This window comes from Bifidobacterium sp. ESL0769 (assembly GCF_029395495.1).
Taxonomy (GTDB): Bacteria; Actinomycetota; Actinomycetes; order Actinomycetales; family Bifidobacteriaceae; genus Bifidobacterium.
Map to the genome: position 1 here is coordinate 1,946,766 of NZ_CP113918.1, position 14,441 is coordinate 1,961,206.

The following is a 14,441-nucleotide window of genomic DNA, read 5'->3' on the forward strand; positions in this document are numbered from 1 at the left end:
ACCCTCTTCGCTTACGTTTCGTGTCCAAGGATCTTGCTAACTATGCCATCAATAAAGATACCACGGTACACCGGAGGACCACGCAATCGTCTCAAGCCAATCACACGTTTCATTGGTTAAACGGTATTGAATAAGTGGTGAAAACAATGTTATTACGACAAATTGTGTAGCTATTCATACATATTATGTATTATTGTAGAGACGGTACTTGTGAGAGCTTTGATATGGCAATGTATGCCCTTTCATAAGCGGATTGATTCTTCCTACTGACCAGAAGAAAGACTGGGTGGAGCATATGAGCATCACGTTCCGCGCGAATCCTGATTTGCCTAAAGGCAGCGTGAATATCATTGTCGAAGCGAACGAAGCAACCGAGGAAACCGTCCAACTGATGCAGTCAATCAAAACGCTGCAACGGCGCAACATGACTACCATCGCCATTGAAACCGACGGCAGCTACGAAATCATACCGACCGCCGCCATCGTCGCCGTGGAGGTCGACGGCGAGATGCTCGACATCCAGATTCTTGTCAGCCAAGGCGACACCGCACGAAAAGGTCAGCTGATCACCACTCTGACTACCCACGACACGCTCGTCCATTTCATGACGCGGCTGCCTACCGAATTCGTTCGCATATCGCGCCAGGCGCTGATTAACATACGCCACCTGCGCTCCCTAAAACTCAGTTATTCCGGCAATATGAGCGCAAGCCTCGACGGCGGCAAGGAAGAGATTGTCGGTCGACGCTATGTACCGGGTCTTCGTGAAGTGATTGGAGCATAACGATGAAGAAATTGCACAGCCCAGCCGGTAGTTTCAGCACTTTGTTGCGGCCTTCGCGCAATGAGTCGAAGTTTGCCATGATTTTGAACTACGCCATCAAGGGGCCGATGATCGGCTCACTGACGGTGGCTGTCATCGAACTGTTCCTGCCCGGATGGATGCCCATCGGTCGAATGAGCATGGGCACGATGCTCATCATCGACGTCATCTTGGGAGAGCTGACGTTGGCGCTGTTTTGGAGCGACCTGCCTTGGTCCATCATCATTCCGCTGCAAGGGTTCTCCACTCTGGCGCTTTCGGTGTTGTGGGTCTATATCACCGGCGGGAAATCGCATCTGTTCAGCGACGAGATGCTCGTTTTCGTCGTCCTGTTTATCGTGCTTTATATCTGTGCCTGGCTGGTAATCTTGCTTTATTCGCGGGCGATCACCGAAGGAATGAACCAACATCTGAACGCACGTCTCTCTACTTTCAAAGCCAAAACCTACAACGATGGTGCGAGCGATGCTGACGAAGGCGTCGAAAGCAGCGAAAGTCTTGGGAACGCTAGCGCTGAAACCGAGCAAACTCAATATAAATAATCCGCTCTTCGACCCCTCTGGTAAAAAGTGAAGAAAACGCGGGCATGACTTTAGCCATGCAATCAGTAAATGCTCTCTTCAACTGTGATAACGAAAGTGCCTGTCACCGAACGAATCAGTGACAGGCACTTTGCTTTCGTAACTTTTCAGGCGGTTAATGCGCCATCCACGTTACTTTTGGAAACTACTTCTTGATCGTGGCGGAATCGAAATCACGATGGCGCGCGACGATGTATCCGCCGTTCCTGTAAGCGAGGAGCAACAGGAAGAGAGGAATCAGGAAGAGGAGCAACCACCAGAAGCTGAAGTGGCGTACCATGGCGCTCGGGGCCGAAGCCTCAACCTCACAACGCGACAGACCATTATAGTCGGAGAGCTTCCAAGCCGCAGCCTCGGCATCTGCCGTGTCATCACTCATATCGGTCAAATCGACGGGCTGGGTGCCATTGCTGTTGTTTTTGCGCTTGGCAGCCTGTATCTTACGATAGACGTCATCGGGAATGCACTTCGGACGGGCGCGCTGCGGCAAGGGCTGCTGCTCGACCGGAGCGGCAGGGGCAGTGGCTGTGGGCGCCGCACCGTTATTGCTCGGGGCGGGAGCAGCCGCACGCGCTGCGGGAGCCGGGGACGGCAACGGGGTCCTAGCGGCTGGCAACGGGGTCCTAGCAGCTGGCAACTTAGGCGCAGGAGTAACCGGCGGGTTCGGCTGAGCAGGCGGGATCACCGGAGCCGGAGCAGGTCCAGGAACGGGGTCAGAAGCCTTCCACTGAGCGTAGAGCACAGTCGTGCCCGGTGCCACCTTGATGATGTCTCCCGGCTTGTAATCGCCGCGATTGGAGCGCCAAGAAGTGAACGTATAAGTTCCTCCAGCGATCGTATATCCATTCTTCGCGACTTCACGCGGATAATTGTTCAGATCGACGCCGGCAGAGGGAGAGACATTGAAGCTGTCATCGGAAACGGTTCCGGTGACCGTCGAACCTTCAGGGGCGTTCGCCATATAACGAATGACGTAATGCTGAGACGTCTGCGGCTGAGACTTGAGCTCCCACTGGGCATAGAGCTTGAGGCTGTGATTGCTACGGGTGAAGCCACTGGCTATCTGGCCCCCTACGTATTGTGTACCACTACCCCTCGGATCCGTGTTCCAGCTCTTGAAGTTGTACTTGGTGGAAGAGAACCCTGAAGGCGAAATCGGAATACTGATGCGCGTCGCGTCAGCCTTTTCCACACGCTGAGTGGCAGTGGTGCCGGTGAGGTTCGCATCGCTCGGAGCGTTGCCTTCGAAGCTCACTTCGGCGAACTCCTGCCAAACGTAAGTACCGCCGGCAAACGTGGAAGCGTGGGTCATCGCAGAGAACGATTCATCGTCTCCACCCCTGCTGACGCTCACCCAGCTGTCGTCGTCCTTCGTCCAATGACCGCTGTAACCGTTCTCGTCAGTGGCACCGGCGTCGGACGGTTCGGTGTTATAGCTGAAATACTCCGGGTACATCAGGGCCTTCCTACCCAGAATAAGCTTGTTCAACGTCCTCGGGAATGCCGTCTCCCCAGTGACATAACCAGTGACATTATGCGTAGACCAATTCGACAGATCGAGAGTTGTCAGCAAATCATCTCCGATGAAGAGCCAAGACATATCCTGCAGCGCAGGTGTACTCCATCGATGAACATCAATATTCCGCAACTTCGCATCATAGCCGAACATTACGCTCATTGCCTCTACTTTTGAAACATTCCAGTTGGAGACATCCAGACTCTCCAGATTTAGCATGCGGTTGAACGTCAATTCCATGTCTGTAACATTGCCCGTGTCCCAATTGGACAAATCCAAGGACTGCAGGCCCGAAGAAGCAAACGTGTTGTCTAATGAGGTCACGCGAGAAGTGTTCCAATCATTAATGCCGATGACTTCTTGAAGCGACGAAGTTCCTTGGAACATGCTGGCCATGCTCGTGGTATTGGACGTGTTCCAACCAGTGGCATTGACGGTTTTCAGGTTGGGATCCGCGCCGAACATCTGCGTCATATTCTTAATCCCCGAGGTATCGAGACCAGCGGCATCGACACTCACCAGGTTGGGATCCTTATAAAACATCATGGCCCCACCCGTAACGCCTGAAATGTAATGCAGGCCTTCGATTTTGGTGACAGTCGGCAAACCGCCGAACATAGAAGAAAGATCGGGCTGGGCGGGAGTGACAGGCGCATCAAAGACGATGTGGGTCACCATGTCGTTGTCGCGGAACGGGGCGACGTTGTAGAAACCGAAAATCCCGCCATGGATATAGACCGTGCAAGCACCCTCGGAGTCTTTCTGGAACGTATATGTCGAGTCTCTGGAGTCACCGTAAACACCCCACGAGCCGTTGCCCTGGCAAGTCTCATCCTGAACCTGCGGAATCTGAGGGGTTTGCTGAATTTGCGGAGCGGGGGCTGGCTGCGCCTTGTGATCAGGGGACTGCGCGGTTTCGCTGGCCTTCGACTGTGTCGAGTTGTTGTTGCCTTGCTGCGCAGCGCCCGAGGTCTCCTTGCCAGCTGCGGCACCCTGCTGCGTTGCACCGGACGACGGTGTGGCCGTACCGGATTGCGCACCAGACTGGCCTGCGGTTGCACCCTGACCAGCAGCCGGAGCTTGGACCGGATTGCTGCTCTGCTGGGCTGGAGAAGTTGCCGGCGCGGCGCCTTGAGTGGCCGACTCAGCGGATTGAGCAGACGGCGCAGCGGCAGACTGCGGCTCGCTTTCGCTGGCGGACGCTGTAGCGAATGGCGTGGCAATCATCGCGGCTGCGGCAAGCATACCGACAATCGCTTTGTTCCAAGACTTCATTGCTTCTCTTCCTCTCCCTGCGGTTTATGCCATCCGCCGTTCCCATTCCAACCGGCGAACCTCATCCATCGCTATTACAACACAGCTCGAAAATATTCCCAAGTAATAATTATTAGTATAACAATGCATTACTACAAACGTTTCTATAAAAACGCGGTTTTCGACGATTTTCCCAGCACCAAAAGTAACAAAATCGACCATCTCAGGACAACAAAATAGGCCGAAATTTAATATCTCGTCTTACAACCCTTGTCGGAGTAAGAGTTCCGGAACCCCTGTCCTTTCTTAATAATGCGATTATAACTAACAAAAGGTAACATAATAAAATTGTAAAAACCTTCGACACAAAAATCAAATCAGCTAATTTTTCTCACAGCATAACCAAATCTGGCATACATCTCGACACTTTCGTCAGCAGCAGCTTGCGTATCGATAATTCTGCAAACTGCTCATAGCTGTCTTGCTCACTTTGAGGTTTTGCTTTTCTCAGAACAACCCTCGCAACTTCTATAACCAGCTCATGGTTCAACGCCACCAAATTGTCACCGTTCTCATCATCATGCCCTTGTCTTCAATAACCAATACCGGTCATAACAGCAAGAAGCCCGCCACTGGATTGCATACCAGCGGCGGGCTTTTCGTCACCATTCGTTTAACAAGGGCGACGGAATCTCTTGTTTGTTTGAGTTATCGGTTACGCGAAGTAGCCGTCGGAGCCGAGGCGTGCGTCCGGGTTGAGGAGCATCGCCTTTTCGACCTCGTGGGAATCGTAAATCTTCGTGTCTTCGTGGAAGCGACGGTTGTCGATCTCCTCGTAGAGCGGGGCCTCGCCCATCATGCCCATCAAGCGGCGACGCTCGCCACGGGCCAGACGCTCGTTGGCACGCTTACGCCACTTGTCGAGCGCATCCTGGCCGTACTCGTTGGCCACCGAAGCCTCGAAGGCACCTGGATTGACGAGAGCGACGAAGCCAGAGACATGGCCAAAACCGAGCGAGGTAACCAGGCCGGCCTTGACGGAGCCGATGTTGAGCGGCTGCCTGAGCCAGACCATGTGGTCGTCCTTGCGCATCTTCGGGTCGACGCAGTCGAGAGCCGCGTTGGCCGGGATGACGCCGGACTTGAAGAGCTGCGTGACGCCATCAATCTGGAAGATTGCGGCGCCGCCCATCGCGTGACCGGTCAGAGACTTCTGCGAGATGACGAACAGCGGGTTTCCATCGTTGCGGCCGATGGCGTGCTGGATGGAATTGTGTAGCTCGGATTCGTTGGAATCGTTGGCGTTGGTGGACGTGTCGTGCTTAGAGACCACGGCGATGTCGTCGGGGGCAACACCAAGACGTGCCAACTGGCGAACCAGCTGAGAATCCTTGCCACCCTGAGCCGCAGCGAGCGCACCCAAGCCTGGAGCCGGAATCGAGGTATGTGCACCGTCAGCGAAGCTGTGGACGTAACCAACCACGGCCGCGACCGGCAGACCCATCTTCAACGCGATGTCGCCACGGGTGACGAGCATCGTGCCGCCGCCCTCGGATTCCACGAAGCCGTCGCGGCGACGGTCGTTGGAACGGGAGAAGAAGCGGTCGGAGATACCCTTGCCATACATCACGTTCGCGTCGGCGGTGGCACCCATGTTGCCGAAGCCGATCACCGAATCCACGCCGATGTCATCGATCGCACCGGTGACCACGAAGTCCGCCTTGTGCAGGGCAATCTTGTCCACGCCCTCTTCCAGCGAAACCGCAGCGGTGGCGCAGGCCGAAACCGGCTGAACCATGTTGCCGTAGCCGCCGATATAGGACTGCATGACGTGCGCAGCGACGACGTTCGGCAGGGCCTCCTGCAGAATGTCGGTCGGAATCTCGTGGCCGAGGAAGCGATCGAGATAGAGCTTGCGCATGCTGGCCATACCGCCGAAACCGGTGCCTTGCGTGGAAGCGACCATCGAGGGATGAATCGTCTGCAAGACCTCTGAGGGGCTGAAGCCGGCAGAGAGGTAAGCGTCAACGGTGGTGACGATATTCCAGAGCGCAATCTCGTCGACCTCACCGACCATGGAAGCGGGGATGCCCCACTTGACCGGGTCGAAGCCCTTCGGGAACTGGCCACCGACGGTGCGGGTCATCGCGAAACGCTTGGGCACGCGAATCATCGAACCGGGCTGGCGGGTGACACTCCACTCGCCGGATTCTTCGTCCTGCACGATCTGGGTGTGCTCGGCGTCCATGATGACGTACTGCTGGGCGATCTCTTCGGTCGGCACGCCGAAGGTGACCTCATGGTCGAGGTAGATCTCCACCTCACCGCTGGCGGTTCCTTCCTGATAGTCGCCGCTGCCCATGCCGTTGTCGAAGGGACGCAGGCCAGAACGGGCCACGACCTCGTCGTGATAACGCTCGGCGATGTCCGCTTCAGGCACGAGGTTGCCATCGGTGTCGTACCAGCCGGCGTTCGGGCTATCCTGCCAAGTGACCAGACCCATGTTCCAAGCCAGCTCGAGCACCGCTCCTGCGGAGAGGTCGACGCTGCCGTCGGGGTGGATCCCGAGCTCGGCCTCGCTGCGGGTGCGGCCAGAGCCCCACGGACCCAACTCACCGATGGAGACGATGACGATTTCATCCTCGGGCTTGACGGTGACGTTGCGCCAGTCGGCGAGGTTGACCTCGGCCTGACGCGGCGGATTCGGGGTCGGCAGCGCCTTGATGAGCGTCGCCTTTCCATCCTTGCTCTTGTCGCTATCAGCTTGTGCATCTTCGTCTGCGTTTGCCGCGGCCGAATTGGCCTTGTCGGCCTCGGCTTCGGCACGAAGCGCGGAGATATCGATGGGCTCGTTGCCCAAGCCACCAGTCAGATCGGCGCGAAGCGGGGCCTTTTCGGCCTGCTTGCGGGCATCGGCGTCGGCCAGATTAAGAAGCTGACGCGCGATCTCTTCGGTGGAATAGGTGCGGATGCCGTGGCGTTCGACGACGTCGACCAGCGGGTCGTTGCCGCCCATCAGACCGGTGCCACGCACCCAACCGATCAGCGGGTGGGCGAAGGTGACCCTGCCGGACCAATCTTTCTCCGCGTGGGCACGGGTGACGATGGCATCGAACGAGGCCTTGACCTCGCCGTACGCGCCGTCGCCGCCGAAGACGCCGCGGTTCGGGGAACCGGGCAGGACGACGTGGAGCTTGTGCTGCACGTCGGTGTCGCCGCCGATGGCTGCGAAGCCGGTGATGGCACGCTCGACGCCCCAGAGCATCAGACGTGCCTGCGACTCGAAGAGCTGACCGGAGTCGGACATGGTACCGTGCACCGGAGGTGCCGCGAACGGGAAGAAGAGACTGGGCTCGTAGGCCGGCTTCAGGATCGTGGTGGTGGCGCCGGTGGTCTTCTTGCTTACGCCGCCGACCCACTTGACTAGCGCATCGACGTCGCGATAGCTGGAGAGGTTGGCCGGAACCAGCCAGAGCTTGGCGTCACCGACCGCGTGCTCGCGGTAGACCTGCTCGGCCCAAGCTTTCACGGACTGCTTGAAGCTGTGAGAGGTGGCGATAACCGTGGCTCCCCCAGCCAACAGGCCTTCGACGACCTGGCCTGCGATGGAGTTCGGAGCCACGCCGGTGACCACGGCGACATCGCCGGCAAAGCGGGATGCCTTCGGGTCATTCTTGGCATTGCTACGAGCCTCGACCGCGATGCGGTTGAAGGTGGAGGCCAGAATGCTATTGCCGTCGGTGGCGGCCTTGGAAGCGAACCAAGTGGCCTGATCGGCGACCTCATGGCCTGCACCGATGAAGCTCAGCGCGGAGACCTTCTGATCGTGGTTGTAATAGAGACGGGCGAGATCCTCACGCGCGGTGGCCCAACGGTCATCAAGCAGGAGGGCCTTGTGCCCGTCGAAGCGAGGGGCGACCTGATCGACCCAATCACTGCCGAGCTCGGCTTCAACGGCCTCGACTACGGCGGCATCCTCGTCCTCGTCTTGTGCGACTACGGGAGCCTTGATGTCGAGCTCATCGAGCACGAAACGTGCGGTCTTGGCAAGCACACCGTCAGCACCGGTGACCTTTTCCGCAAAAGCATCGAGCGCAGCGGAATCAACCACCGAACCTCCGGCACCACCGGCGCTCGGAAGCGCCACGGCAACGCCGTGATCGGCGGCGACCTTCTGTACGGCCGCGTCGATAAGCGCATTGGCATCGTTGGCGTTGGAGACCTGGGCGGTGCTGAGGCTTGCGAGATCCTCACCGCGCGAGGAGCTGCCTTCACGGGTTTCGAGGACCAGCGTGCCGAGCACGTAATCAGCCCAACCCTGGCCCAGCTGCCAAGTGTCGGTGACGCGCTTGACGACCTGAGCCTGCTTGACGCCGGAAGCGCCAAAGAGGCCACGGATGCGGTCGCGCACGATGTCGGAAAGCACCGGGCCGAACGGCTTGTAGTTCGGGGCCACCTTGTTGACCAAGGCGTAGAGATCGGTGATCGACGCCTCGGCGGCACCGTCGACCGATGCCACACCAAGCTCGGAGCTGATGTCCATCAGCAGCTGGTTACGGCGCGAGGAGACACCGTTGGTCAGGGTGTCGGTGGTGTCGCTTTCGCCGATTTGGTCGGGACGCACCTTGGCCGCGTACGCCAGAAGCATCGCGATACCGTCGGAAGCCTTGAAAGGCAGGTCAGCCGGGCGTTCACCGGAAGCGGCAACCGGAGCAGCAGGAGCTGCGGGGGCTGCGGCAGGAGCCGAAGCTGCAGCGGGAACGGCGGCTTGCGCTACCGGAGCCGAAGCTGCAGCTGCAGGCTGAGCCGACGCCGAAGCTTCTTCGGTGTCATCATCGTCGTCAAGAACCAACGAATCCGAATCGGTCATATAGACGCGCTGCTCGTCGCGACCGAGGTTGTAGACCGCAACCTCGCTGCCTGAGAAATCAGGCAAACGCAAAGTCTTGGTGGCCAGGTTGGCGAGCGTCGGCTGGTTGCCGAGGCCGACTTCGACGTAGTTCTCAACGCCGAGGCCACCCTGAGCCGGGTCACCGAACATGATGGCCTGTGTCTCAATCCAACGAACCGGGGAGGCGAACTGCCAGGCCAGAAGCTCCGTGAAGAGCAAGCGACCAAGCTTCTGCTCGTCGGCGGCGTACGAATCCCAAATCTCGGGGTTATCGAGCGCTTCCTGGACGCGAGTGGACGGCACGACAGCGACAATCTTACGCGCGAATTCCTTGGTCATCTCGAACGGGGACGCAACCAAATTCGGGATGTAACGGCCAACCAAGCGCTGGTAGTCGATATGTGGAGGAAGCAGCGTGTCGAGCTTGTTACGGAAGTCGGGCACACCCTTGCGCAGCAGCATGGAGTGGAACGGCACGTCAATGCCGGGCACATACATGAGTGCGGGCTTGCCGCCGTATTCCTTGACACGGCGTGCGGAATCAGCCTTCAGAGCCTCGAGGCCCTTGATCGTTCCGGCGATGACATACTGCTGGCCGGAGAGGTTGTAGTTGACGATCTGCAGGAACTCGCCACTCGCCTCGCTCACCGACTTGACATAGTCGTCCACGCCGTCGTCGCCCACGCCGAACTGGTTCGGGCGCAGGGCGGCCATGCGGTAGTTGGAACGGCCCTGTTCATCACGCTCGATGAGGCTGTTCATCGCGGAACCGCGCTGGAAGACCAGCTCAAGCACCGTCTCGAAGGGGATGATGCCGGCGAAGGAACTCAACGCGTTGTACTCACCCAGCGAGTGGCCGGCGAAGTAGGCGGGCCAGATGTCGCTTCCAGCCTCGCGCAAGCGGGAGGTCTGGGCATAAGCGACGGTGGCGAGCGCCACCTGGGTGAACTGGGTCAGGTTCAGCAGACCGTCGGGGTGATGGTAGGTCACGCCGTTGGCGGTCAAGGTCTTAGGATTATCGCGAACAATGGCGAGAATCGAGAAGCCGAGCTTTTCGCGGGTGAGCTTATCGGCCCGCTCCCAGGTCTCGCGGGCGGCTGCCGACTTGGCGCGCTCGTCGAGGACCATGCCCTGCTGCTGGATGCCCTGGCCCGGGTAGACGTAGGCGGAACGCGGGGCGCGGACGGCCGCGGTGCCACGGGAGACGATGTTGCCATCGATACGGCAGGTGACCTCGAGAGTCATGCCGCCGTGACGCAGCTTGCCGATGCGCTCGACACTGATCTCGACCTTGTCGCCCAGCTGCACCATGCCATACATGTTGTAGGTCCAGCCGACAATCTCATAATGCGCACCCTTGTCGTCACGCGCCTGCACTACGTGCTGGGCGGCGGCGGAGAGCCACATGCCGTGCACCAGCGGGGCCTTCAGGCCCGAGACCGCGGCCCCACGATGCGAGGTGTGGATCGGGTTGAAATCGCCGGAAGTACGGGCGAACGCGGTCATTTCACTGGGGGCGGTCAACGTGACGCGACGCAGCATGCGACGCGGGGTGGCCACTACCGGGTCAAGGCCCTTGTCTTCGTCCTTGTCGAACGGCGTACCCGCGCCGGTACGAGCTTCACGATAGCTCAGGTAATCGCCGTAATCGGGCACATCGACCGGCAGCTCGTCGGAATAGGAACGGCCGCGAACGGCGAAACGCTCGACCTCGTGGGCCAGAACGGTGCCGTCGATGGCAGTGTGGGTGACGTGAATCGTGACGATGCGGCCAGAAGCGGACTCGGCGTAAGCATCGGCCCAGCTGGCCAGGTCAATCTTCTCGCCGGTGTGGGCCAGAAGCTCATCCTCGGTGACCTCGAGTTCCATCTGATGATCGAGGTGCACCGCGTTCAACAGGCCTTCGATAACCGGATAGCCATGGACGTAAACCGAGCCAAGCGCCGTATAAATCGCAGGCCAAGCCGGGCCGACCAAGGCGTCAGGAGCGATGCGCGAGGCGTTCAGGGAGCCTGGCATATTGCCGGCGGTGGCTGCTTCATGGTCATAACCGAGGTTGGCGGAAAGGGTGTAGCTGGTGTGTGCCTGGCCGTAGGGGAAGGCGACCTTATCGCTCATCTCTTCGATTTCGGGCATCGCCGTGAGCTTGTCACCGGTGATGGCGGTGTTGCCGATGCCGGCGGTGTCGGCGAGCATCGCGTAGACGTGCTTGGGAAGACGCTCACGGTCAACCACCGGGAAAAGCCCGGTTTCAGAGGGACGGACGTTCAGCGGGATGACGATGTCGCGCACCGCGTGCTTGGAAAGCCCGCCGTCCGGATCGTTGTCCCAGAAAGTGTCGAGGTGGATATCGAGATCGAACATCTGGGTGCCGTTCTCTTGGCCCACCTCACGGATTTCGTAATACTTATCGCCGTTCGGCGTGCCGAAAGCGGGGTTGGTCATCAGGTGGCCGACCCAAGAGATGTTCGGGGACTTGCGGATGAAGTCCTCAGCGGTGCTGGCGGCATCGAGCTCGGCATAGGCTGGCTGCGGTTCCACTCCCCCATTGATCTCACGGGTGCGCTCAAGCGCGGCGGCTTCGAAGCGGCCAAGGATGGAACCGACGGGCTCGTCGATGGTGGTGATGCCGGCCACGGAAATCGGGCCAGGGATGGCACGCACGGAATCGGCGGAATAACGCGGATCCTCGGACTGCCAAAGCTGGTCCTGACCCCACCAGCGCAGCAGGTCGTTGTCGATCTGCGGCACGAAGGGCATCGGCTTGTGATACTCATGGATCAGCGTCGGGAACCAGGCCACGTCGGTCGGGGTCACGGTGACCTCGGCGGCACGCGGATAGGCGCGCTGCAGCTTGTCGATGGCGGCCTGCGGGTCGTTTTCGACATCGGCGCGCGAAGTGAACAGGGAGGCGAACTCGCCGGATTCCTGATCGCAGACGCGGGCTTCGGCGCGCTGCAAGAGGTGCAGGAAGCGGTCGGCATAGGTCGGGTCGGCCCACGGATAGGTGAGCTCGGCGAAGCGCTGCACCCACTGGACGTAGGTCATCTTGTCGAGGTCGCCGAAGTACGGGCGCGAGGTCTTGTTCAAAGCCTCGATGATTTCATTACGACGGCTTTCCAGCTCCTCCGGGTGCTTCATGACTCGCACAAGCAGGCGGCCACAACGGGCGGAGGCGTTTTCGAGCTCGTAGATGTCGGCATGCAGATGGCTCAGGCCACTGGCGACGCCGCCCTTGGCGACCTGTCCGGCCGGAACCCAGTTCTCCCCCAGAGGCGCGAACGGGTCGGAATCGTCGGGCTTCGGCGAAATGCCGGGGGTCGCGACCAGCATGCGCTTGACGTCGGGGTTGGTGTGGGCCTCCTTGGCCGTCATTGCGGCGGTCCCAATCAGGACGCCGTCAACGGGCATATCAGGCTTGCCATAGACGCGGGACCACTGGCCGGAAATGTAGTCGGCAGCGCGGTCGGGAGTGCCGATGCCGCCGCCGGCGACCAGCACGAGGTTGCTGCAGGCACGCACGTCGGCATAGGTGTCCATCAGAAGGACATCAAGGGATTCCCAGGAATGGTGGCCACCAGCAGCTCCGCCTTCGACCTCCATGATGATGGAGACCGGGGCGACGGCCTTGGCGATGCGCACGACCTGACGAATCTGGTCGACGGTGCCGGGCTTGAAGGCAACGTAGGGGAAACCTTGTTCATTGAGGTTGGCGACAAGCTGCTTGGCCTCGTCAAGTTCGGGGATGCCCGCGGAAATCACCACGCCGTCGATCGGGGTGCCGGAAGCGCGCTTCTTGGCGACGATGCCGGCGGGGCCGAACTGCATGTTCCACAGATAACGATCCATGAACATCGCGTTGAACTCGATGGTGCGGCCCTCTTCGAGCTGCTTGTCAAGAGCTGCAACGTTGCGATCGAAGACGGCCGGGGTCACCTGGCCACCACCGGCCATTTCGGTCCAGTAACCGGCGTTCGCAGCAGCGGAAACAATGTCCGCGTTAACGGTGGTCGGAGTCATACCAGCCAGAAGCACCGGCGGCTTGCCGGTCAGATCGCTGAACTTGGTGCGGATCTTGTCGCCTGCGGGGGTGGAAATCACCTTCGGAGCGAACTTGCGCCAATCCTGCGTACGGGTGGGGTCTTCTTCCATAGTGGAAAGCGCGGCGCGAGCTTCTTCGCTGTCGGCCTCGACCACGCCGACGCCGGTGCCCTGCACCAGAGCGCTGACGAGCTTGCCGACGGTGTTGCCCGGGCCCATGTCCACGATCCACAGCTTGGTGGGATCGTTGCTCTTGAGCAACGCGTCGGTACGCGCGGCCCAATCAACGTGATTGACCAGCACTTCGCTGGCCAGCGTGCGGGCGCGCTCGGCGTCCAAGCCGCAAGCCTGCGCCCATTTGACGGTGGATTCGACGGCCTCGGCCATCAGCGGGGAATGGAAGGGAACGGTGACCTCGAGATATTCGAGGATCGGGTCGAAGACCTCGCCGCCGCGAACCTTGTCGGCGCGCAGCTTGGCCTGACGACGGTGCTCCTTGCCGACCTCGACGGCAAAGGCCGCAAGATCCTCGGGATGACCGGAAAGAACGTAATTATCGGTGGCGTTGGTAACGGCAAACGCAATCGGGCCGCGCGGCTTGACCACGCGATCGACCAAAACCTCGATCTGACGCTTGGTAGCACCACGCACGGAAAGCATCGGGGTGGCCTCGCCGAATTTCGTGGAAACAGGAAGCAGACGGGACTGGCGGGTGCCGGCGGCACCAATCAGACGCGCGATAGCGAGAATCTCGTCGATGGCGTCGCTGGCCGCATCAATCGAGCCAGCGGCTTCGATGGCGTCGACCATATGCTCGGCAATGATGCCCTGGGAATGACCGAGGACAGCGACCGGCTTGGCCGCGGCAACGCTATAGCCAAGGCCTTCCGCGTCGATAAGCGCGCCCAACTGCGCCAAAGCGATGCCCGGAACACTCGCCGCCGCATCGGCTGCGGGGCCGAGCTTGGCCGGATTGGCCGTAAAGCCGAAGAGATCGACCGTGCCTCCCATCGTGGCCAGGAGATCCGGAGTGACCGCCGAAAGCAAGCGTGACGAAGCGTCGGCGTGAGCCTTGAGCTTTTCCGCGAGCGTCGGGTCGGTGCATTCGTCCGCAAGCGAGCTGACCCACGGCGTGGACTGGCCGCCGAAAACGAGCGCGTGAGGCTCGGTGCTGAGGCGGTTCAAGAAGAAGGTGTTTTCAGTCATTATCTTCCTTATATTTGGTTGAAATTCTCATGGATACGGTTATTACAAAAAATCTAAAATTACTATTGTCAAGCAAATCTCGTGCGAGGCAACTGGAGACAATCTTACCTGCCCCGCTGCGGAATCGCT

At 59.7% G+C, this 14,441-nt stretch carries 4 protein-coding genes; 2 read left to right on the forward strand and 2 right to left on the reverse strand.

Going from position 1 to position 14,441, the window contains the following annotated elements; genetic code table 11:
* Nucleotides 1-253: 253 nt before the first annotated feature.
* Together OZX72_RS07680 and OZX72_RS07685 are read left to right on the forward strand one after the other, a co-directional pair.
* Nucleotides 254-784: a LytTR family DNA-binding domain-containing protein gene (locus OZX72_RS07680; RefSeq protein ID WP_277158114.1), complete on the forward strand. Its 531-nt coding sequence runs from the start codon at nt 254-256 to the stop codon at nt 782-784.
* Nucleotides 785-786: 2 nt separating this feature from the next.
* On the forward strand, nt 787-1,365 hold the full coding sequence (locus OZX72_RS07685) for a hypothetical protein (RefSeq protein WP_277158115.1): 579 nt from the start codon (nt 787-789) through the stop codon (nt 1,363-1,365).
* A 184-nt stretch (nt 1,366-1,549) separates the two neighbouring features.
* Here OZX72_RS07685 and OZX72_RS07690 read toward each other — a convergent pair whose 3' ends face one another.
* Both OZX72_RS07690 and OZX72_RS07695 read right to left on the reverse strand, forming a co-directional pair.
* The gene (locus OZX72_RS07690; protein ID WP_277158116.1) at nt 1,550-4,195 is read right to left on the reverse strand and encodes a BspA family leucine-rich repeat surface protein; all 2,646 of its coding nucleotides are present in this window, start codon (nt 4,193-4,195) and stop codon (nt 1,550-1,552) included.
* 694 nt (nt 4,196-4,889) lie between these two features.
* Nucleotides 4,890-14,312, reverse strand: coding sequence for a type I polyketide synthase (locus OZX72_RS07695; RefSeq protein ID WP_277158117.1), 9,423 nt, complete (start codon nt 14,310-14,312; stop codon nt 4,890-4,892).
* Nucleotides 14,313-14,441 lie beyond the last annotated feature (129 nt).

Bases quoted from the DNA above. Each gene is read 5' to 3' on its own strand.
- OZX72_RS07685 (WP_277158115.1), top strand. From the start codon at position 787: ATGAAGAAATTGCACAGCCCAGCCGGTAGTTTCAGCACTTTGTTGCGG.
- OZX72_RS07690 (WP_277158116.1), bottom strand. From the start codon at position 4,195: ATGAAGTCTTGGAACAAAGCGATTGTCGGTATGCTTGCCGCAGCCGCG.
- OZX72_RS07695 (WP_277158117.1), bottom strand. From the start codon at position 14,312: ATGACTGAAAACACCTTCTTCTTGAACCGCCTCAGCACCGAGCCTCAC.